The following is a 19,918-nucleotide window of genomic DNA, read 5'->3' as shown; positions in this document are numbered from 1 at the left end:
TAGTGAGACTTTATGGTGATCCGTGCACTCTTCATTCAATGAGAACCCGTTGAGCGATACCTAGAAAACTGCTCAAAGAAAATGCTCGATATAACAGCCGCACACACTAACCAGCAGTGGGTCTGATGCCCATAGTCCATTTGGACTGGTTGCTTGCAGATAGCCATCTACTTGGGATTGAATTGCCAGCATGACTATCAACCTGCTGCTCATCGACGATCACGCCCTGTTTCGATCCGGCCTTGCCATGGTGTTGGCCGCCGGCTTACGTGGCGTACATGTATTTGAGGCGCCATCGATGGAGCAGGCGCTGCTCTGCCCCTGCGACACGATCGATCTGTTGCTGCTCGATGTGCAGTTAGAAGGGCTTAGCGGGCTGGAGGGCATTGCCCTGCTCAAAGACAAGTGGCCTAAGGCGAAGGTATTGATGGTGTCTGCTTCGCAGGACGCCAAGGTGAAAGAGCAAGCGTTCGCGCTAGGTGCCCAGGGCTTCATCTATAAAGCCGAAACCTCGCAGCGGCTGCTTGAACAGGTCGTTGAGACACTCGCTGATCGCTTGCCTCGTAATGTCCCGGCCTCGCTGGAAAACCGTGCGTTCAAACTGACGCCGCGCCAATGTGAAGTTCTTGATCTGTTGTGCCAAGGGCTGTCGAACAAGATGATCGGCCGGCGTCTGGAACTCTCCGAAAATACAGTACGCGGGCATGTGCAGGCCACATTGTCAGCATTGCAGGTGTCCAGTCGTTCTGAAGCAGCTTTCGTGGCGCGCCGACGGGGCCTGACCAATGAGTGATTGGCGTACCAACGCCGAACTCAACATGGACATCCGCGTCGAGCAAGTGCGCTTGGTGTTCATCAGCATGAAGAACTCATTGTATCTGGGCATAGCTCTGGCCCTGGTGCTTGTGCTGGCGCTGTATTCGGCTGATAACAGCGTTCATTTGCTGATCTGGTTCGCCCTGGTGGCTGGTGGCCGTGTGATCTGCGTGAGCTATGCGATTCTAGCTCTGCGAAGCGGAATTACCGCGAGCAATACATTGAAGTTGATCTGGCAAATGTGCTTAATCAAGGCGTTCGAGGGGCTTACATGGGGGGCACTGGCCTGGATCGTCATGGGGCAAGGTTCACTGCCGGAGCAATTGCTGACCATGGCGTCGTTAGCGGGCGTCAGCGGTAACGCCGTCTCATTGCTGGCCCCAGTGTTTCCGCTGTACGCAAGCATGCAGTTGATGCAACTGGGGGTCATCAATAGCAAGCTGTGGTTGATCGACGGTTCGTCCTATACCGTGCTGGCTATAGGCTGCACGCTTTATGTCATTGGCCAGATAGGCCAGGCGCTTATCGTTCAACGGGCATCGCGCCAGTCGATTGCCTTGCGCTTTGAAAATCGTGATCTGCTCAAGCGCTTGCAGATTGAGTCCACGCGTACCGAACAAGCCCTGGTCAAGGCCGAAGAGGCCAATCTGGCCAAGTCGAAGTTCCTGGCTGCGGCCAGTCATGACTTGCGCCAACCAGTTCACGCCCAAGAGCTGTTTCTGGAGGTGCTGGCACGTAGCGAGCTGTCCCAGGCTCAGCAAAAAGCATTAAACAGCGCCCGAGCGGCCAGCCAGGCGTCGGCACAGATGCTCAACACCTTGTTGGACTTCTCGCGCATCGAAGCAGGTGTGATTGAGCCACAACGCAAGTCGTTTCACTTGCAACCGCTGCTCAACAAGCTGGAGAACGAACTTGGCAGTCAGGCCGACGCCAAAAACATCGTTTATCGCTCCCGCGAAACACCTTTTGCGGTGAATTCTGACCCAGCCCTATTGGAGCTGATCTTGCGCAATCTGATCAGCAATGCCATTCGCTACACCAACGATGGGGGATTGCTGGTTGCCTGCCGTAAACAGGGTCGTGATGTGTCGATTGAGGTTTTTGACACGGGCATTGGTATCGAACCAGCTCAGCAGACCGAGGTTTTTCGTGAGTTTCATCAATTGGGCAATCCAGAGCGTGATCGACTCAAAGGGCTGGGGCTGGGGCTGGCGATCAGCGATGGCTTGGCACATTCACTCGGTCACACGCTGACGCTGCGCTCACGATCTGGCCGGGGCAGTGTCTTTCGTGTTCGCGTGCCGTTTGCCTGGGGCAATTTCAGCAGCGATGCTTTCGCCGCACCAAGCACGCAACAGATGTATACGGAGCGCTTGTTGGGTCTGCGAGTCTTGGTCATAGAGGACGACGCCAGCGTTCGCCAAGGCATGCTGCAACTGCTCGAAGGCTGGGGGTGTGAGTGCCGGGAGGGAGAGAACATCGAAGATGCCCTGCGGCTGATTGCCGACTGGCCCGTACAGTTGCTCATCAGCGATTATCGCTTGCGTGAACACCAGACTGGCGGCCAGGTTGTGCGCCAAGTGCGCGCGGCCATGGGGGCCGAGATTCAGGCCTTGATCATTACTGGCGACACAGCGCCCGAGCGCTTGCGTGAGACCCGTGACAGCGGCGTCCCACTACTGCACAAACCGGTTTCGCCGATGCAACTGTACCGTGCGATAAGCGACAGCGTTGGCATGCGAGCGCTGCTGGATGAATAAGGATCATGTTGCGCTGACCCGCTATAGTCCTGGCCGAATCCTGCTGGATCTGATCGGCAGTTATAAGTCGAGGCTGTGTGAAAATGCCAATGGTTGTCTAACCTTCTGATCGCCCAGATCGTAGCGGGGCGATTATGAAGCGACTCATCGAAGGTGAGGCTCGGACGCAAGTCACCTTGCTGCTGGAGTGTCTGGACGATTACGTAGCCGAAGAAAATCGAGTGCGCGTGGTGGATTTTTTCGTTGATGAGCGCGACCTAGGTGCGCCTGGTTTTGAGGGCGTCGATCCTGCCGCGACTGATCGTCCGGCCTACCTCCCATCTGAGTTGCTAAAGATCTATATCTACGGCTACCTCAATCGGATTCAGTCCAGCCGCCGGCTTGAGCGTGAGGCCGAGCGCAACGTCGATCTGATGTGGCTCCGCGCATCGCAGCAACGCGAGCGTACACCTCACGCGCATCTTGAAACTGGACCGCTTGCGGCTACGTGGTTTCCGCCGTTCCAGTTCTCACTCAGGCAAAAGGGGCAATGATTGGACGAAGGCGAATGCCCCCAGAAACCACGGCTATATGACGCCTTCGGAACCATCGCGTTGCCACAGTTGTGACAGGTAACCATCGAGTGCCTCATACCGCACCTCAGCTCAAATCGCCCTAGATGAGCCCATGGTGCGCTACCGTGGAAAAAACCCAACTGCGTGACCTGACATCTACCCAGCACCCGGTCTGAGCTGGGCATCAAACCCTCTTGGCCAGATAACCGAGGTTATGCTGTACACGACCGACTCTATTGAATGCTCCCCAGTGGTTGACTGGCCTCGCCAGGTCGCAAACGATAGTTAAGGACGCCAGTTAAACTCCTTAGATAGCCGCTCTTCGGAAATTCGTACACGGGGGGCACTTAATAATAAATCTGCAAATAAGGCCATTTAAAACAATAGGTTATGTATAGATTTTACCCCCCGACTCCACCACTTCAACATCTAAAGACGTCCACGGACGTCCACGGACGTCTTTTTTTGTGCCTGAAATCCCGCCTTGGCACCCACCTGCTTGAAGCCTGACGAATATGCCACCTACTGATTTGCTGACTGATTTTGCAACCCTGTTTGCCTATACCTGGTACCGCGACTTTCCCTTGGACGGTTACAGTCGGGACGTGGGCTCGGTTTCGGACTGGAACATCCATACGGGGATTAGCGTGCGCCGCGTGGCTGATATGTTGGGGCTTTTCACTCACTTCGAGTCGTCCAATCGTACGGACGCAGTGCTACGTGACAATCAGGGCTCGCCTGTGCTGTTTGCCGAATGGGAGTGGAATGACCCGTCGCAGATTCCCATCAATGAACCGGCGAAGCTGTCGGATGCGGCGTTGCAACACGCGCCACAATTCTGTTTTCTGTTTAGTTATGTCCAGCTTGGGCGGGTCGAGGATGCTCAGCGCTACATTCTGGACCACTGGAACGCCAAGACACCGTTGTTGCTAAGTCTGATCGAATACACCGGCCGTTCAACCCGGCTTTTTCATGAAATGTCGATGTTTCGGTTAGAGAACGGGCAGTGGACACTGCTGCGTCAGCAACCCGCATTGGCGTGGGCATTGCCGGGAACGCGCTGGTACACGCAATAATCGCAGGAAGATGGTTCAGGCCATCCACAGGCGAACGGCTGCCCGTCAGCGGGATGGCCTGCTGTTATTAAAAGACTTCGGCGTCGGCCAGGCGCTTGCCCTGACGGTCTTTCCCCGACAGCGCGGGCTCGCCCACAATGGGCCAGTCGATACCGATCTGTGGGTCATCCCACCTGATGCAACGCTCGTGTTCGGGCGCGTAGTAGTCGGTCGTTTTGTAGAGGAACTCTGCGCTTTCAGTTAGCACTACAAAACCATGAGCAAACCCTTCAGGTACCCACAACTGGTGCTTGTTTTCAGCAGACAAATACGAGCCTACCCATTTGCCGAATGTCGGCGAACTGCGCCGGATATCCACGGCCACGTCAAAAACTTCCCCGTGAACCACTCGAACTAATTTTCCTTGAGCGCGGTGAAGCTGATAGTGCAGGCCGCGCAGAACGCCTTTCACGGAGCGGGAATGGTTATCCTGAACAAATTGCACAGAGCGCCCGATGGCGTCTTCGAACTGGCGGTGGTTGAAGCTTTCAAAGAAAAAACCGCGCTCATCACCAAAAATCTTAGGCTCGAATCGCACGACATCGGGGATGTCCAAAGGGGTGGTTTTCATCAGTAGATCTTCTCTAGCAGAAGGCGTTTCAGGTAATGACCGTAATCATTTTTGCACAGCGGCTCAGCGAGTGTTTCTAACTGCTCGGCAGTGATCCACTTTTATCTAAACGCCACTTCTTCAGGGCAGGCGACTTTCAGGCCCTGGCGGTGTTCAAGCGTGGCAATAAAAAGGCTCGCCTCAAGCAGTGATTGGTGCGTGCCGGTGTCAAGCCAGGCATAACCGCGACCCATGATCTCAAACGACATTTCGCCCTGCTCCATGTAAATGCGATTGATGTCGGTAATTTCCAGCTCACCCCGAGCGGAAGGTTTGATGCTCTTGGCGATGTCTACCACCTGCCGGTCGTAGAAATACAGCCCTGTCACGGCATAGTTGGACTTGGGCTTGAGCGGTTTTTCTTCGAGGCTGATGGCTTTGCCCTGCTTATCGAACTCCACAACCCCATAACGTTCCGGGTCTTTCACGTGATAAGCGAACACACTGGCGCCTGTCTCGCGCAGCATTGCGCTGTGCAGTAGTTCATTGAACGGGTGACCGTGATAGATGTTGTCGCCCAAAACCAGGGCACAAGGGTCATTACCAATAAATTCCTGAGCGATGATGAACGCTTGGGCGAGGCCGTCAGGTGAGGCTTGCACGGCATAAGCTTCGAAATTGCCAATGTTGCCGGATGAAGACGGGGGCCAGATCCGCCCGCCAGAATGATCCCTTCACGCTTGAGCATGTTTAATTCATACACATTCGGTGAGCATCCGTCCCATACCATCTTGTCGAATGCCAGGCCTCGACGAGAGGATCCTTGCGGACATCAAGTCGCGCCCCCTACCAGCGATCCAGAGGACGACTTATGGGTCACTGTGCGCCAGTAAGCCTAATACACAATGGCCGACCGCGACGTATCGCAACCTGTAACGCTGAAAAAAATCGAAAAAACGATCGAGGCTGCTGAGAATTCTGCGAAACACAGAACAATTGAGGCGCGGCTGGCAGGATACCTGCTACGTAATGAATCGGCTTCTTTTTATGCCAACTCAACAGGTTGGTGAGGGAGATGTTGAGACTCTAAGACTCAGCGCTGCAACGAAGCAAAGGGGCGCTTAAGTATGGCGTTCATCTTGAAGCTGCTATCGGCCCTTATACGGGCCGATAGCAGGTTAGGCCGGAACCCAGGACTTATACAACCGGCTTGCGCCAGTCATCCGAACCCGAAGTACCGCTAACTTCGTGGGTCCAGGTTATTTTCCGGTAAGTGAAATGTACATCCTCAAGGTGGGTAAAATGAGCGTTTTCCGGATCTTGACAGTTATGCATAGATCCATTGATTTCAACGATGATCGCGTCTTCAAACGTGGTTGTGTAGTAATGCTCCTGAGTGCCACTCGCAGACGTTCTGTACCACTGGATGACGACCTCGCTCAAGCGCTCACCTGATGTCAGCGCCGCCCACAGCAGTGGGGAGGCCTTGTCGAATACTTTGGTGATACAAACAGGCTTATGTACACGCATCCCAGTTGGCTGGCCCGATTGAGGGTCACGAGGAATGATGACTTCGTGACTGAAAGCCTGGACCATGACCTCATCTTCATGCCCTTCCTGATAGGTGTTTCCCACAGAATCTGCCGTGAATGCTCCAGCGGTGATCAACCCCTGTTTTTCACCGGTGACGGACATATACGCTGGCGTAGCCATAACTCTCTCCTTGAAGTGCATAAGGTAAACCTGCAAATACTGTGTGCAGGTACTCCCCTGTAATCCAAGACTTGTGCCAGAACAGATGGGCCCGTTATACACCGGGGGTTTGAACACTTAGCCCATATAAAAAGACCTTATAAACTGCGACTTGATGCCTTTAATCGCGCAACTATTGGCCCACTCTTATGCAATTAATTGCGCAATGAGCTACAGGCCTTGATTTTAAAGACGCTACAAACTCAGGTCGGTAAAAACCTGCATTTTTCAGGGTTAAAAGTTGCGCAAATGGGTGTTTCGAAAAAAGGCGATTGAGTGCAATACGACCGATCCTTGAGTGGGGTGGTTTGCTAATACCTATGACCACGCCGATTACACCCTCTGCACACACAAAAAAGGCCCTTTCCGCTTCCGGAAAGAGCCTTTTAGTTAACGCTGAGCCTTAGCCCAAGTTAACGCCATAGCTCGAAGCCAGTGGCGCCAAGCCACCAGCGAAGCCTTGACCGATGGCTTTGAACTTCCACTCGCCGTTATGGCTGTACAGTTCGCCGAACACCATCGCGGTTTCAGTCGACGCATCTTCACTCAGGTCATAACGCGCAATTTCTTTGCCGTCAGCTTTGTTCAGAACACGGATGTAAGCGTTCGAAACTTGGCCAAAACTCTGCTTGCGTGCATCCGCTTCGTGAATGGTGACTGCGAACACCAATTTCTTGGTTTCCGGTGCAAAGCCGGACAGGTTCACGTTGACCTGCTCGTCGTCGCCTTCGCCCGCCCCCGAACGGTTGTCGCCCTGGTGCACAACATTACCGTCCGGGGACGTCTTGTTGTTGTAGAACACAAAACTGCCGTCATTGAGCACTTTGCCATTCTCACCAACGATGAATACCGAGGCGTCCAGATCGAATTCACTACCATCGGTTACACGCGGATCCCAACCCAGGCCTACAACCACCTCGGTCAGACCGGGGGCTTCTTTGGTCAGGGAAACGTTACCGCCTTTACTCAAACTTACTGCCATGTTCGTGAACCCTTATATAAAAGTTGAGGGGGTGACGATTAAAATTTCAGCCCGTAGCTTTCAGCAAGAGGCTTGAGGCCCCCACGGAAACCTTGGCCTACCGCACGGAATTTCCATTCGGAACCATGACGGTACAGCTCGGCAAATATCATGGCCGTTTCAGTGCTGGCGTCTTCAGCGAGGTCATAACGCGCCACTTCACTGTTGTTGTCCTGATTCACGATGCGGATAAACGCATTGCTCACCTGACCAAAGTTTTGCATGCGGACCTCAGCTTCGTGGATGGTCACCGTAAACGCGATTTTGTCGATATCGGCAGGCACTTTGGACAAGTCAACCTTGATCGCCTCGTCATCACCGTCGCCCGCACCGGTGCGGTTGTCGCCCGTGTGCTCTACCGAACCATCAACACTTTTAAGCTGATTGTAAAAAATAAAGTCGGAGTCTGCGCGTACCTTGCCGTCAGCCTTGAGCAGGAAGGCGCTGGCATCTAGGTCGAAATCCACACCATCCGTGGAACGGGTATCCCAGCCCAGTCCAACGAGGACTTTGGTCATCCCTGGGGCTTCTTTGGTCAAAGACAGGTTGCCGCCTTTAGAGAGGGAAAGTGCCATGAGTGATTCTCCTTAATAAATATGCGATCAAGCGTTCGTGTCGTTTTTAACGTCAGATTGCTCTTCATCTTTACCGGGAAAGATGATGCTGGCCACGATACCTATGGCCAATACCACCAACACAACGATCAGGCTGGTATTCGGGTCAATGCTGATGCCATGGCCAAACAGGTGATCGGTAGCGTTCAGCGCCAGCTTGCCGGCAATAAAGAACAACAGCGCGATAACCGATTTTTCCAGGTGAACGAGGTAGCGCTTCAGGGCTTCGAGTACGAAGTACATGGTCCGCAGCCCCAAAATCGCGAACATCATGGCCGAGTACACAATCAACGGTTCGCGGCTTACGGCTATCACTGCCGGGACGGAGTCAAAGGCAAACAAGATGTCTGAGACTTCAACCACCACGACACACAGAAACAGCGGCGTCGCGAACAGAGCGCCCTTGCCCACCAGGGTCATTCCCTTGTTCTGCGGCTTCGTGATCTCTTTTTCAAGCTCTGTGCGAGAAACAAAGAAATTATGCCCGTGCAACTTCGGCCATACCGGGAAGAGTTTTTTCGCAAACCGGTAAGCAATGTGCTGGGAATAGTCCTCATCTTCGTCGTCTTCGCTACCACGCAGCATCATGATCGCTGTCCAGGCCACGACCACTGCAAAGACCACTTCGACCCATGGGCCAAACGCCAGCAAGCCGGTGCCGATAGCCACGAAAATTAGGCGGAAAACGATCGCGCCGATGATGCCCCAGTACAAAACACGGTGACGCAGTGCGTCCGGAATTTTGAACCAGGCAAAAATCGCCATGAACACGAACAAGTTGTCGACGCTGAGCACTTTTTCGAGCGCATAACCTGTGACGAACAGGCTGGCCACGCTCGGGCCGTGGGCGTAGTACAAGTAACCCGCAAACGCGAGGGAGATCAGCACCCAAAAGATCGACCAGATGGCCGCATTGGTCAGCGTGACCGGTTTATCGCTTTTGTGGGTGAACAGGTCGATTGCCAGAGCAATGACCGCCAGAGCCACAAATACAGCGATGGTGGTTGGCGGGAAGCCAATTGCCGTGTTTTCCATGATGTCCTCAGAGATCAAAATCGCCAGGGTTCAGCCCCAGCTCATTGCAGATGGTGCGGCAAGCAGCCCGCTCACTTTCATCGAAGTTGCCGTCAGCGCTGCCGATGGCGCAGCAAACGCGCACCAGCAGACGCGCCGCATCTTCTTTCTTACGTAACTGACCGATAGATTTCAGTGCTTCAGCACGGCCGATCTGTTGATCAAATTCGAACTTTTCGCACACGGCGTTGAAAGACTTGATGACGTCTTTAACGTCAAACGCTTTCAGTTCATTCGAGTTCTGGATGAAGCCGACCATTTTTTGCTTTTCGCTGCTACTGATGTCGCCATCGGAGGCAGCCACCAGCGCACAGCCGGAAACCACAGCTTCCATGAATTCACGATTTTTGAACTTGCTGACTTCTGCCGAGAGTTTGTCACGGGCAGCTGTTGCATTGGTTTTCAGCCATTCGAGCATTGGAGTTACCTTGTCAGAAATTGAGGGAGCACCGCCTGCCTCGGCAGGCGACCATTCACAGAACGCTCATTTGGATCCGGCAGCCCAGCGCATGCCCCAGCCAAAGGCTTTGTCCATGTCTGAGTGGCCTTTGAAAAATTCGACTTTGCGGTTTACCCGCACGCTACCACCGACGTTTTCGAGCAAGGCGATAGCGCACATGCCTTTGCTGCCGCCCTCTTCGCTCAAACGCACTTCAATCGGTGCTTCGCCCGGGATATACAGCGTGATCACGCCATCCGTCGCCTGCCAGTTCGGGGCGCCTTCGTAGATGAAGGCATAAACCAGAACGCGACGAATCTGACGCCATTCCTTGCCGTTGATGCGCAGCCATTCGCCATCACTTACCGACCCCGTGCGGTCATCACCCATCAGTTGGATAAACGGCTCATCGCGGAAATCGCCAAACGCATTGCCCAATGCCTGCACCGCGCCTTTGCGGCCATTTTCCATTTCGTAGAGACAACCTACGTCCAGGTCGATACCGCCCGACTTGCCGCGCAATGAAGCAAAAAAACCGCCGCCGCCACTGCTTTGAGAGCTGCGGTTCCAGTTCAGGTTGATTTTGATCTCGCCGAAGTCGCCGTCTTTCTTTTCAAGACTAATCGATGGACGCTGTTTGTCGAGGGTGATTTTCGACAAGTTGATTTTTGACGCTGGCGCAGGTGCTGCAGCGGGCGCAGGGGTCGGGGCCGCCGACGGGGCAGGCGCGGCGATATCCACGCCGAAGTGCTCAGCCAGAGGGGCAAGCCCGCCAGCAAAGCCCTGCGCCACACAACGGAACTTCCACGCGCCTTGGCGACGATAAAACTCACCCAGGATCAATGCGGTTTCCTGCATGCCCTGCGTCGGGATCGGCGCTTCAATGCCGCCACTGACCGATACGTTCAGTACCGGAAATGCTGCGAATTTGGCCTTGTTCTCGTAAATGGTTGCCGTCAGGGCAACTTTCTCGATAGCCGGATCGATCGCATCCAGGTTCATACTGAAGACTGTTCGGCCCGCAGCCGATTCGACCAGCTTGACCGCGCCGTTGTTGACGCTTTGCTGGCCGAAGAAACACATGTCGTTGTCGCCGCGCACCTTGCCCGAATCGGTGAGCAAAAATGCCGAGACGTCCAGGTCAGCGCCAGCAACTGGGCTGTAAGTGATGGTAACGGTCTGAGCGCCCGCTGAAACGGACGTGTTTGCACCCGGCGTCAATGTGCTCATGCGCGCACCGCCTGAGCAGCCTCGTTGGCCAGATCCTGTGCAGTACGGCCGTTGGCCACAGTTCCGATGGTGGTGAAGTCCCAGCCTGCCGACGTGCGGCTCAGGTTAGCCATGACCAAACCGGTGTGACGGCCTTTTTCCGACAGAAGGAAACGCGCCAGCTCCTTGCCGCTGACTTCATCGACGATTCGGCAGTAGGCATTCTCGACCGATTCAAAGTTCTGCCCGGTGAATGAGTTCACCGTAAACACCAAGTGTTTGACGTTGGCTGGCAATTGCTCAAGGTTGACCTGGATCGATTCGTCGTCGCCATCCCCCTCGCCAGTGCGGTTATCGCCGGAGTGAACGATAGAGCCGTCCTTGGACTTGAGGTCGCGAAACCACACAAGGTCCAGCAACTGCTTGTTGCTGTCGAGCACAATGCAGGACGCATCAAGGTCGATGGCGCTGTCACTGTTCAGCAGTTTGGCAAAGAAACCGGTCGGTTTTACCGGGTCCCAGCCCAGGCCCATACGGATTTTCTTGAGACCGGTTCCGGCTTCTTTTTCGAGGGAAATGGTTTGGTTCTTGGACAGCGAAATGGCCATGAAGCGTCTCCTTGTCTGCATCGATGCACAACGTGCTGTTTAACCTAATTTAACGCTTGTATATGACGAGCCGTGCTTACAGTTCTTCACGCAAGCACACATCCAGTGGCCGCTTACGGCGCCACAGTGCATGAAATTCACGCCAGTGGGGCTCTTGAGCGGCGCCAAGCATTTGTTCATCGCCCCGGGTGTCACCCCAGGCGCGCAATGTGTATTGGTCCAAAGGCCCGTATTGCGCCTCAAGACGGATGACTTTTTGCTCACAACGGCAATTGGTGCCGCTGATTTCACCGGTTAACACACCGTTAACCGCTTCCAGTTGAGTGCCGATCAAGCCAATACCCAGTTTTTTAGCGAACGGTTTGAGTACCAACTCAGGCGATGCCGAGCAAATGGTCACGAGCGCTTGCTGCTCCCGCTGGTTGGCGACAGATGTTAAGCCCAAAGGCCGCATTAACCGCTGCCACGAAACGTCACAAAATGCTTCTGCGCGTTCTTCCACCCACGCGACTTTGGCCCCCGTCAGATAGACCGTGATGAGCTTTTCCTTCAGGTCATTGCGGGAAATCTGGCCGAGCAAGTAGCTGATCGTGGCCGGGATCATCCGGAACAGGCGCATGGCGAACAGTCGATTGCCGAACGCAAAGCGTAAAAACGGTACAAAACTGTCGTGATACGTCAGCGTGCCATCGAAGTCGAAGGCCGACAGCACCTGTTTTTGTGGAACCGATTTATTTAAAACGTCGTTCAACCTACCAATTCAGCCAATCTCAGGCTGCCTCCAAAAGTGTCGGAAGGGTTACCGCACTCTGTGCGAACCCCTTGCCAATGCGCGCGCTCGATAACGGTTTGCGCCCATTTGTAATGTGTCGCCGGCTCGCACATGGCGTCGTTGAATTTGAACACTGCAGGCGCCGACTCACTCAGTATTTGGCGGGCGCTGTTCAAATCTTCAAGGGTGACTTGCAACGCCTTGTGGATAACGCTGATTTGCGACGGATGTATTGCGGTTTTACCCACAAGTCCATGGGCCATGTCCAAAGCCAGTTCCTGCTCCAGCAAGTGCGGTGTATTGAGCTGTTCAAACACTGGCGCTGTCAGCGCAAAACCCGCCGCCCCCATCACCCCGCATAACATCGGGATCACGTAACTCATGGGGGTACTGTAAAGCGTCATGGCCGGGTTACGCCGCAAGCCCAGGCAGCCCATCAAATCGTTGCCGCCAATGCGCAGGGCGATGATACGTCCCGGCAACTGTTCCAGCATGGCGTCACGCAGCTCAACCATGGCGCCCGGATCAAACACCTCCGGGGTTTCAAGCGTCGGCATCAGTGCCAGTTCGTTGCGGGTAACGGCCTGTTGCCATTGGCGAATGTTGCTCAAACGCAGTTTGGGCACGACAAAGCCGTCGACGTGACGCATCAGCGACCACTCGTTGAGTACTGCCGCCATTTCTGCATCCCGCGGGCGCACGAACAGGATCGGCCCGCCGGACAGGCGTCCACCCCGGGCTTCAATCCCCAGCAACAGGTTCTTCAAGTTGGTCAGTGCCTGTTGCACGTCGGTTTCGGCGACAGCGTCTTCCAGGCACACCACCAATGAGCGCAACCCTTGAATCTTCTCGCCAAACACCACGTCCAGAATATCGGGACGGGTGGCGGGCATATACAACGTAGCGCCCAAGGCATAAGCGGAATGCCTGATCATCAACGAACACTCCTGATCACGGTCACGGCCCGGTAAGGCCCCAGCTCATCGCCGACTTCTTCGACGTCGATATTGGCCTGACGGGTAAGATGCATCAGTAACTGCACATCCTGATCGTCACGACTGCGTACCAGCACGTGGTCCGGCACGCGGCGCATCACCGCGCGCGTGGCCTCGGCAATACCCGGTTTAACGCGATTGGGGTTGCTCACCCCGAACCGCGTCGAGATACGTTCGACCGCAGCCACGGCGGAGTGTTGCAACGCCTGTGCCTGTTCGGGCGTCCACGGTTGAACCGGGGTTTGTGGCGCCAAAAGTGCGCGCTCGCGTTCGATGCTGTGGATAAAAGCCCGCGTCACATCGTGCTCGGCCAAATGCCCATACACCACGCACCCGTGCAGACCCGGATCAGTTGGCCAGATGGAGCGGGAAACCAGCCCCGACACGGTGGCACCCAGGATGCCCGACGGAATCAGCCAGTCTTCAGCCGAAGCTGACAACCACGCCCGGCCACACGGGTCAGCCAACACCACCAGTCGCGGCTCGGACGGGAAACGCGCATCGCCCGCCAGGCTGTCGCGAATCTGACCGCTGATCGCTCCTTTACCGGTCCAACCGTCCACAAACACGATGTTCTCGGCACCGTGGGCCTTGATGATAGCTTCAAGTGCCACGCTGTCGATGCCACGATCACGAATGATGCTGATGCCGTAGTGCCGCGCGTCGCGCCCCATCTCAACCAACGCCCGACGCAGCAATACGCCCAACGGCAACCCGGCACGTACAAACGACACCAGTGCAATCGAGGCGCCTTGATAACGCGCAGTCAAGGCAAGCGCCAATGCCTGTACATCAGCGGCCATGCGCGCGCCGTTTTGCGCCAGCGCTTGCAGGTAAAGGCTTTTGTGAGTGTCAGACGGTGGGTGTTCCTGACTGATCATTTCTGAGTAGTGGCGCTGCCGGGTCTGAATCAGGCGCTCTTTTTCCTCTACGTCGGTGACCTCAATGTCCATCGCCCGTAACAGGAAATGCACATCATCCGGGGCATAGCTGCCACTGCCTACGGTGGTTAAACCGTCAAATGCGTCACGCATGGTCAACACTCGCCATCACATGGCTGGCCAACTGCCCGCGACGGGGCGTCCCCCACCAGTCGCACTCGGCCATAAACCCCAAATCCGACACACTGTCGCCAAACCCCAGCATCGGCCGCTTGCCATTCACGGCCTGATCGCGACGAATCCATTCGCGCACAGCTTCGCGTTTTTGCAGCGCCAGCGGCAGAAACGCCAGATTGTTGCCATTGCCATGCACATACAACCCGTCCAGTAAGCCACGCGCCTTGACCTCAGCCAGCACGGTCAGCAGCGCCTCGTCGGTTTCGTTGTTGTGCTTGGTGACCACGTAATGGGCCAGCCCCTGCTCCTCCACCACCCAACCGCGCAACGAAAAACCCAACTCGGCGCCAATGGCCAAGGTCTGCTCGCTCAGTTGATGCAACCGGGTTTGTTCCTGCGCCAGCAAGTCGCCCATACGTGCATGCCAAGCGGCGTCCAGCGAACCGTCGGCGGCGAGAATCACGCCACCGTGGGCACACACTGCACCGTGGGCAAACGGCAACTGCACCCGCTGATAGGCTTCGATGCTGCGCGCCGTCACCGGCACCACATCAGATGTGGCCAACAGCCACTCCACAAAGCTCTTTTGGGTGGCGTTCATGAAGCCGTTGGGCTGACCGTCCACGTCGAGCGTGGCGGTGAAACGGGGCTCATCGCCCATTTTGCGAGCGGTTTGAAACAGGGTGTCATCAAGGTCGACGAACACCAGCGGACGATTATTTGTCATCGACGATCACCTGCGCATTCAACGCGCTGACCAGCGCCGGGTCGACGGCCGCGGCCGGCGTTTCACTGCAAATCAGCACCCGGTCGAATTGGCCAGGGGCAACGTTATACAAAAAGTTGGGAATGCCCAGCCCGTAGTTATCGGAAAAAGACAACGCATGGTCAATGGCATGGCCCAGGGCAATCGGCGAACGGCTGGTGGAGCTGAAATGCACATCGGCACCCGCCTTTTCCAGGCGCTCGGCCAGCAAAAATGGACGCCAAACAAACTCGCTGGTGCCCACGACCAAGACACGTTGGCCGGGCTTGACGTGCAGATCGGGCGCCAGCGTATCGAAGTGTTCGCACGCCCCCATGCGGCCCCAGTCGCGACGCGGGTCCAACGACCAGTCACCTTGGGCAACGCTGCCCACTTCAGGCATGTCAGGCAAATCAGCGGCGGGATCTTCATGGAACGTATAGCGGCCGTCGAGCAACGAGACACTGGTCACATGCTCGCCCATCGCGTTGCGCACGGCGTCTTGCGACCAATCTGTCAGGGTCGCGGTGACCAGACGCTCAATACGCGTCAGCCCGGCATCCACCAGCGCTTTGGACAAATTGATAAAGGTATTGCCGGTTGAAGCTTCATCATCCACCAGCACCAGCGAGCGCGCAGTCATCATGCGCTCACGGGCGACTGTATCCTGAGGCATGTGCAGTAGATGCGAACTGGCGTGGCTGTGTTCTTCTTCAAAACGGGCAAACAGCTCACCGCCAGTGGGGTGACGGGTACTGACCAGGTAGACGGTGTCATCGCGGGTCTGGCTCAAGGCACGATGTACACCGGCGCCTAGACCGACAGCGGTTTCAGCCATTCCGATGACCAGCACGGGGCCGGGCAAGTCCGCAGGAATTTTGGCAGCAAGGGCGTTGAAACTGTCAGCCATCAATGAAGGGCGCGCCGGTATATGCCGTCCGAGCACGCGCGAGACAAACAAAAAGGCGCGCTTGGGATTACGACGTTCTGCGAAATTGAAAAGGGCCTGTGGGTCAAAGGTCGATGTATTGACCTCCACCTCCAGGCGACCGCGCTTCAAGTGTGCGTGCAAAGCCTTGAAGCCGGTCGGGGAGTTACCGCTGTTCATTGAAATTAATTACCTGGAAATACAAAAAAGTGAGAGACGATTCGCCAGTCAACGGGTTATGACAAGCGCGAAATCGTTACTGGAGATGGCTGGCGTCTATCCGCCATAAACCCGATTGCGCAGCACGGACCAGCTCGGGTGTGCTCAACGAGCGCTCACTGCGGCCGCGCTGTGCGGGCACGCGGGCGGCTTCGAGAAACGCCAGTACCAGCGCCGTTTTCACGGCAAAGTTCATGTTCTGCGCATCTGCCATGCTGGAGGTGACCAACCCGCCCACCAGGCCGTACTGGTCAAACACCGGGCTGCCGCTGGAGCCAGGCTGAATCGGTGCGGTGAACTGCATCAGGCTGGCATCATCGCGCAGACCGAACAGCCCTGATACCACACCTTGGGAGACTTGCACCCCGCCGCCCGCCAGCCCGGCCAACGGAAAGCCCAATGTGACGACGCTTTCACCCAGCTCGCAGCCGATGCCATCCCGAAAAGTCACCGGGCTGAAAGGCGGCGCACCACTGACCCGCAGCAGCGCCAGATCATTCTTGCGATCCACCACCACGGCTTCTGCCTGAAAACGGCCCTCGAACGAGTCGATGGACAAATGGTTCAGGCCTTCAATCACGTGGGCGCACGTCAGAATATGCTGCGCGCTGACCGCAAATCCGGTCCCGGTAGCACTATGCCGCGCCTCACTGTCGTGGGTATCGGCGCTGACCCGCTGGGGGTGGCGATCATCCAGATCAATGCCCAGGCGTCGGGCAAACGCGCTCAAACCGTAAGCCGATGCTTCAGCCAACGCGCGAAGCTTCCATTGATCCTGACGCCGGTACACCTCGGCAATCACCATCGCACTGTCGCCGTAGTCAGCCAGCGACAGACCATGCTCGATCTGATCCTCGGCTTTAAGCTCAAATGAACCCAGCTCACGCAGTGGCCCCAGTGCGCCGTACACATACAACACCAGCAGCACGCGCGTACACGTGGCGGGCAGTTGATCCAGCGCCAAACCAAACCGGGCCAGCCCACAGGTGTCGTGCCAGTCCACCCAGGGCTGCGGTTGATGCAGCAGCGCAGGTTCGCCCACCAGACGACGCTGGTCATCCAGCGCCAGCAAGGCCAGACCGGCGTAATCACCCAACGCACCGGCCCGCGCGCTTACAAGGGTCAATTCACTGCGCACTGACTGCAGAGGCGCGTTGCCTCCCGGCATCAATTTCATCTTCCTTGATTCCCCTGTGCCAGTACGCTTAATGAGAGGCGCTCACCTTAACAGCTCTTCCCCACGAACCGAAACGGCCACCGTAATGGCCTTGACCTGCACATCGTCACGCCATACGCCCAATGGTTGCGGCAGATTCAGACGTCGGGTAGCGAAAATGCCTGGCAGGTTGACGCCGGTTTCTCGGGTGTAACCGATGCCGCCCGAATAGCGCAGATTGATCTCCAGCAAATGCGGCTGGCCATTGGCGTCATCACGGGTTTGCACATTGACGATGCCATCGCAGCCGAAATGCTCAGCCGCCCTGACCGCCAGTTGTACCGCGGCACTGTCGCGCTCGAACGATTGCATCAGGCCTTGCTTGCGCCGTCCGACGAACGCCACGGCTTTGCCCGCTTCGCACACCATGTCCACCGAACACTCACTGCCCGGCATGTAAGGCATCACCAGCAGCGGCTTGGGCTGCCCGGACTGGCCATACGCTTGCGCGAAGACACTCAGGTTCACTTCGTGAGAATCGGCGTTGGCGAAGCTTCGAAACGGGTCGACTTCTTCCGACACGCGCCAGAACCCTTGGCCATAAATACCGCGCGTAGGCTTCACACACACCGGCCCTTCACGGGACAACTCGTCGTAGGCGCGCTCCAGCTCGGCTTGCGTGTGCACGGTGATTGCGGGGATACAGGCCAATCCGGCCGCCGATGCATCGCGGGTGAACACCGACTTGTCGTCCACCCGTTCGAAGGTGTCGAGGCTCAGTGCGCCCGTCACCAATTCCAAACCGGCGCGCTCAAAATCGGCGCGATGCGCTTCATATACGTGCCCCACCCGCCCGGCCAGCACCACCTTGATGCCATGGGCGCACGCGCTTTCGATCACCCAGGCAACGCGCGCCTCATTGTCTTGTGGCTCGCGCAAGGCCACGTCAGCCAGCCCGGTAATCTCGGGACGGCTTTGGCGATGCGAGGCCAGAATTTGAACACGTTCGGGCAGCGCCGCACGGGCGCCCGCAATGACGTCGCGCTGGCTGGATTGCCCTTCAAGAAACCAGATCATGGACATCCTTAAGTACACAGGGAGGAAAGAGACACTAAGCGCGGAATTCTACGCCAGCTCACTTCAATTTGAACGCAACTGAACAGTGCTATTGAAATGCCACTACCGCGCATGCTCCAATTGCCGCCCTTTTTTGAAATATTCGGCATTAATTGGCTCTGACCGGCTCATATGCGGTCGTCGATTGGCATTAAACCTGTTCAGGTTTAAATGCGCCGTTTGCCCGGAACAGACTTAGCAGCAACTCATCTATCTACCCCTCGCATAGAGAGGGGAAAACAAGGAGCAGTACATGAAAGGCAAGGTTCTTGAGTTCAACTCGGCAAGTCGCACCGGCACCATCTCCGCGGATGACGGCAACCGTTACGCGTTCAGCGTAGATCAGTGGAAAAGCGCGGTACTGCCAAAGGCTGGCAGCCGTGTGGATTTTTCCGCCAATGCCAACAACGCCGAAGCAATCTTCCTGGATGGCCCTGCCGCGTCGGGCAACTCGAAGAAAATCCCGGCAGCCCTGCTGGCGTTTTTCCTGGGTGCATTTGGCGCGCACAAGTTCTATCTGGGCTACAACGCCCAGGGCGTCATCATGCTGCTGGTGTTCCTGTTCGGCTTCATCCTGTTGGGTGTTCCTTCGATGATTATCGGCCTGATCGCCTTCATTGAATTCATCATCTACCTGACCAAGACCGACGAAGACTTCGAACAGACCTACGTGGTCGGTCGCAAGCCCTGGTTCTAAGCCAACAGGCTTTTCCTCTGTCGCCGCTGACGAGCGGCGCAGCGGGTGCAATACGTGCAGCGCCCGGCCAACCCGCAGCGCTGCGTGTATTGAGTCCGCCGCGACAATGATCCACAGCAATAGATCCTGACTTGGCGTGGCCGTTCGCGGCCAATTGGCTACGCTCCACTGACGCTGTATTTAACCCGTCAAGGAGCCTGACATGACCATTAACGTCACCAGTAAAACCCTGAGCGCGTATAACGCGCAGTTGGCCTTTAACACGGCCACGGCCTATTTGAGTCAATCCGGGCTTGCCGACTATTTGATCAAGCAGCTCGAGAAACAAGATCAAGTGCAGCTCTCGATTGAGGTCAGTGGCGACCCCGCCCACGCCAATGAAAATGCGTCGGATGACGGCAAAATCTTCTGGAGCCTGCGCAGTGACGCTTTGTACAGCGACGAAGCGAACGATGTTTCATCCTTGCTGGACAAAGCCCCCGCCGAGCGAAAACCTTACATCGCCAGCCACCTGAACCTGCTGCACGTGCTGGCTCTCGCCTGCGAGCAACTCAACAACCACCTCAACTTTCGCGATGCCGACGCTACATGGCCCTGGCTGGACGAGACGACGCTCAGCGCCAGCGATATTGAAAACTTCGTCGCCCGTGAACTGTTAGACCAATCTTGGCCTGCTGACCAGAATTGGGACCGTGTGCTCAAAGACTCGTAAGGCTCCCG

General features: G+C 56.3%; 20 protein-coding genes and 2 pseudogenes. 6 read left to right on the top strand and 16 right to left on the bottom strand.

Features of this window, described 5'->3' with window-relative positions:
- Nucleotides 1-190: 190 nt before the first annotated feature.
- The 4 genes and pseudogenes from HBN61_RS17865 (at nt 191) to HBN61_RS17850 (ending at nt 4,206) form a co-directional block, all read left to right on the top strand.
- Entirely contained in the window at nt 191-793 is a 603-nt protein-coding gene (locus HBN61_RS17865; protein ID WP_170047447.1) for a response regulator, read from the top strand.
- Nucleotides 786-2,576 (top strand): ATP-binding response regulator, encoded by a 1,791-nt coding sequence (locus HBN61_RS17860; protein WP_223182425.1) that lies wholly within the window; start codon nt 786-788, stop codon nt 2,574-2,576. Before HBN61_RS17865 ends, HBN61_RS17860 begins: the two co-directional genes overlap by 8 nt.
- Nucleotides 2,577-2,710: 134 nt before the next feature.
- Nucleotides 2,711-2,998: pseudogene (locus HBN61_RS17855) on the top strand (transposase); the annotation flags it as partial.
- Between the two features lie 647 nt (nt 2,999-3,645).
- A complete protein-coding gene (locus HBN61_RS17850) occupies nt 3,646-4,206 on the top strand; it encodes a hypothetical protein (protein WP_170047445.1) in 561 nt (186 codons plus the stop codon).
- A 67-nt stretch (nt 4,207-4,273) separates the two neighbouring features.
- On the opposite strand, the gene rfbC is transcribed toward HBN61_RS17850, so the two are convergent.
- From rfbC to HBN61_RS17770, 16 genes and pseudogenes are all read right to left on the bottom strand, one after another.
- On the bottom strand, nt 4,274-4,816 hold the full coding sequence (rfbC, locus tag HBN61_RS17845) for a dTDP-4-dehydrorhamnose 3,5-epimerase (protein WP_170047443.1): 543 nt from the start codon (nt 4,814-4,816) through the stop codon (nt 4,274-4,276).
- Nucleotides 4,816-5,543, bottom strand: a pseudogene (locus tag HBN61_RS17840) (sugar phosphate nucleotidyltransferase). Before HBN61_RS17840 ends, rfbC begins: the two are co-directional and overlap by 1 nt.
- A 449-nt stretch (nt 5,544-5,992) precedes the next feature.
- The gene (locus HBN61_RS17835) at nt 5,993-6,508 is read right to left on the bottom strand and encodes an Hcp family type VI secretion system effector (protein WP_170047441.1); all 516 of its coding nucleotides are present in this window, start codon (nt 6,506-6,508) and stop codon (nt 5,993-5,995) included.
- 442 nt (nt 6,509-6,950) lie between these two features.
- Entirely contained in the window at nt 6,951-7,529 is a 579-nt protein-coding gene (locus tag HBN61_RS17830) for a TerD family protein (RefSeq protein ID WP_094995037.1), read from the bottom strand.
- Between the two features lie 38 nt (nt 7,530-7,567).
- Entirely contained in the window at nt 7,568-8,143 is a 576-nt protein-coding gene (locus HBN61_RS17825) for a TerD family protein (protein ID WP_170047439.1), read from the bottom strand.
- 27 nt (nt 8,144-8,170) lie between these two features.
- Nucleotides 8,171-9,217: a TerC/Alx family metal homeostasis membrane protein gene (locus HBN61_RS17820; RefSeq protein ID WP_094995039.1), complete on the bottom strand. Its 1,047-nt coding sequence runs from the start codon at nt 9,215-9,217 to the stop codon at nt 8,171-8,173.
- A gap of 7 nt (nt 9,218-9,224) precedes the next feature.
- Nucleotides 9,225-9,674 (bottom strand): tellurite resistance TerB family protein, encoded by a 450-nt coding sequence (locus HBN61_RS17815; RefSeq protein WP_047277599.1) that lies wholly within the window; start codon nt 9,672-9,674, stop codon nt 9,225-9,227.
- Between the two features lie 66 nt (nt 9,675-9,740).
- Nucleotides 9,741-10,925, bottom strand: coding sequence for a TerD family protein (locus HBN61_RS17810; RefSeq protein WP_094995040.1), 1,185 nt, complete (start codon nt 10,923-10,925; stop codon nt 9,741-9,743).
- Nucleotides 10,922-11,512 (bottom strand): TerD family protein, encoded by a 591-nt coding sequence (locus tag HBN61_RS17805; protein WP_094995041.1) that lies wholly within the window; start codon nt 11,510-11,512, stop codon nt 10,922-10,924. Before HBN61_RS17805 ends, HBN61_RS17810 begins: the two co-directional genes overlap by 4 nt.
- 76 nt (nt 11,513-11,588) lie before the next feature.
- Nucleotides 11,589-12,263, bottom strand: a complete 675-nt coding sequence (locus HBN61_RS17800) for an HAD family hydrolase (RefSeq protein WP_094995042.1) — start codon at nt 12,261-12,263, stop codon at nt 11,589-11,591.
- Complete coding sequence (locus HBN61_RS17795) at nt 12,260-13,219, bottom strand: HpcH/HpaI aldolase/citrate lyase family protein (protein ID WP_170047437.1); 960 nt, start codon at nt 13,217-13,219, stop codon at nt 12,260-12,262. The genes HBN61_RS17800 and HBN61_RS17795 overlap by 4 nt, the downstream gene beginning before the upstream one ends.
- Complete coding sequence (locus HBN61_RS17790; RefSeq protein ID WP_170047435.1) at nt 13,219-14,313, bottom strand: cysteine protease StiP family protein; 1,095 nt, start codon at nt 14,311-14,313, stop codon at nt 13,219-13,221. Before HBN61_RS17790 ends, HBN61_RS17795 begins: the two co-directional genes overlap by 1 nt.
- Nucleotides 14,306-15,064 (bottom strand): HAD family hydrolase, encoded by a 759-nt coding sequence (locus HBN61_RS17785; protein WP_170047433.1) that lies wholly within the window; start codon nt 15,062-15,064, stop codon nt 14,306-14,308. Before HBN61_RS17785 ends, HBN61_RS17790 begins: the two co-directional genes overlap by 8 nt.
- Entirely contained in the window at nt 15,054-16,190 is a 1,137-nt protein-coding gene (locus HBN61_RS17780; RefSeq protein WP_170047431.1) for a phosphoribosyltransferase domain-containing protein, read from the bottom strand. The genes HBN61_RS17785 and HBN61_RS17780 overlap by 11 nt, the downstream gene beginning before the upstream one ends.
- A gap of 76 nt (nt 16,191-16,266) precedes the next feature.
- Nucleotides 16,267-17,406: a trypsin-like peptidase domain-containing protein gene (locus tag HBN61_RS17775; protein ID WP_170047429.1), complete on the bottom strand. Its 1,140-nt coding sequence runs from the start codon at nt 17,404-17,406 to the stop codon at nt 16,267-16,269.
- Between the two features lie 42 nt (nt 17,407-17,448).
- The gene (locus tag HBN61_RS17770; protein ID WP_094995048.1) at nt 17,449-18,462 is read right to left on the bottom strand and encodes an ATP-grasp domain-containing protein; all 1,014 of its coding nucleotides are present in this window, start codon (nt 18,460-18,462) and stop codon (nt 17,449-17,451) included.
- A gap of 292 nt (nt 18,463-18,754) precedes the next feature.
- Between HBN61_RS17770 and HBN61_RS17765 the strand changes: the two genes are divergently transcribed.
- Together HBN61_RS17765 and HBN61_RS17760 are read left to right on the top strand one after the other, a co-directional pair.
- Nucleotides 18,755-19,198, top strand: a complete 444-nt coding sequence (locus tag HBN61_RS17765; protein WP_170047427.1) for a TM2 domain-containing protein — start codon at nt 18,755-18,757, stop codon at nt 19,196-19,198.
- A 202-nt stretch (nt 19,199-19,400) separates the two neighbouring features.
- Entirely contained in the window at nt 19,401-19,910 is a 510-nt protein-coding gene (locus HBN61_RS17760) for a hypothetical protein (RefSeq protein WP_170047425.1), read from the top strand.
- Nucleotides 19,911-19,918: the final 8 nt, after the last annotated feature.

The sequence above is a fragment of the Pseudomonas sp. WS 5071 genome (assembly GCF_012985765.1).
GTDB lineage: Bacteria > Pseudomonadota > Gammaproteobacteria > Pseudomonadales > Pseudomonadaceae > Aquipseudomonas > Aquipseudomonas lundensis_A.
Note: the sequence above shows the minus strand (reverse complement) of the source record. Positions and strands in the feature narration are given on the sequence as shown.

Coding starts and splice junctions, on each gene's coding strand:
- HBN61_RS17760 (WP_170047425.1), top strand. CDS start 19,401: ATGACCATTAACGTCACCAGTAAAACCCTGAGCGCGTATAACGCGCAG.
- HBN61_RS17830 (WP_094995037.1), bottom strand. CDS start 7,529: ATGGCAGTAAGTTTGAGTAAAGGCGGTAACGTTTCCCTGACCAAAGAA.
- HBN61_RS17860 (WP_223182425.1), top strand. CDS start 786: ATGAGTGATTGGCGTACCAACGCCGAACTCAACATGGACATCCGCGTC.
- HBN61_RS17805 (WP_094995041.1), bottom strand. CDS start 11,512: ATGGCCATTTCGCTGTCCAAGAACCAAACCATTTCCCTCGAAAAAGAA.
- rfbC (WP_170047443.1), bottom strand. CDS start 4,816: ATGAAAACCACCCCTTTGGACATCCCCGATGTCGTGCGATTCGAGCCT.
- HBN61_RS17820 (WP_094995039.1), bottom strand. CDS start 9,217: ATGGAAAACACGGCAATTGGCTTCCCGCCAACCACCATCGCTGTATTT.
- HBN61_RS17795 (WP_170047437.1), bottom strand. CDS start 13,219: ATGATCAGGCATTCCGCTTATGCCTTGGGCGCTACGTTGTATATGCCC.
- HBN61_RS17865 (WP_170047447.1), top strand. CDS start 191: ATGACTATCAACCTGCTGCTCATCGACGATCACGCCCTGTTTCGATCC.
- HBN61_RS17815 (WP_047277599.1), bottom strand. CDS start 9,674: ATGCTCGAATGGCTGAAAACCAATGCAACAGCTGCCCGTGACAAACTC.
- HBN61_RS17780 (WP_170047431.1), bottom strand. CDS start 16,190: ATGAACAGCGGTAACTCCCCGACCGGCTTCAAGGCTTTGCACGCACAC.
- HBN61_RS17825 (WP_170047439.1), bottom strand. CDS start 8,143: ATGGCACTTTCCCTCTCTAAAGGCGGCAACCTGTCTTTGACCAAAGAA.
- HBN61_RS17835 (WP_170047441.1), bottom strand. CDS start 6,508: ATGGCTACGCCAGCGTATATGTCCGTCACCGGTGAAAAACAGGGGTTG.
- HBN61_RS17765 (WP_170047427.1), top strand. CDS start 18,755: ATGAAAGGCAAGGTTCTTGAGTTCAACTCGGCAAGTCGCACCGGCACC.
- HBN61_RS17785 (WP_170047433.1), bottom strand. CDS start 15,064: ATGACAAATAATCGTCCGCTGGTGTTCGTCGACCTTGATGACACCCTG.
- HBN61_RS17810 (WP_094995040.1), bottom strand. CDS start 10,925: ATGAGCACATTGACGCCGGGTGCAAACACGTCCGTTTCAGCGGGCGCT.
- HBN61_RS17790 (WP_170047435.1), bottom strand. CDS start 14,313: ATGCGTGACGCATTTGACGGTTTAACCACCGTAGGCAGTGGCAGCTAT.
- HBN61_RS17850 (WP_170047445.1), top strand. CDS start 3,646: ATGCCACCTACTGATTTGCTGACTGATTTTGCAACCCTGTTTGCCTAT.
- HBN61_RS17775 (WP_170047429.1), bottom strand. CDS start 17,406: ATGAAATTGATGCCGGGAGGCAACGCGCCTCTGCAGTCAGTGCGCAGT.
- HBN61_RS17770 (WP_094995048.1), bottom strand. CDS start 18,462: ATGATCTGGTTTCTTGAAGGGCAATCCAGCCAGCGCGACGTCATTGCG.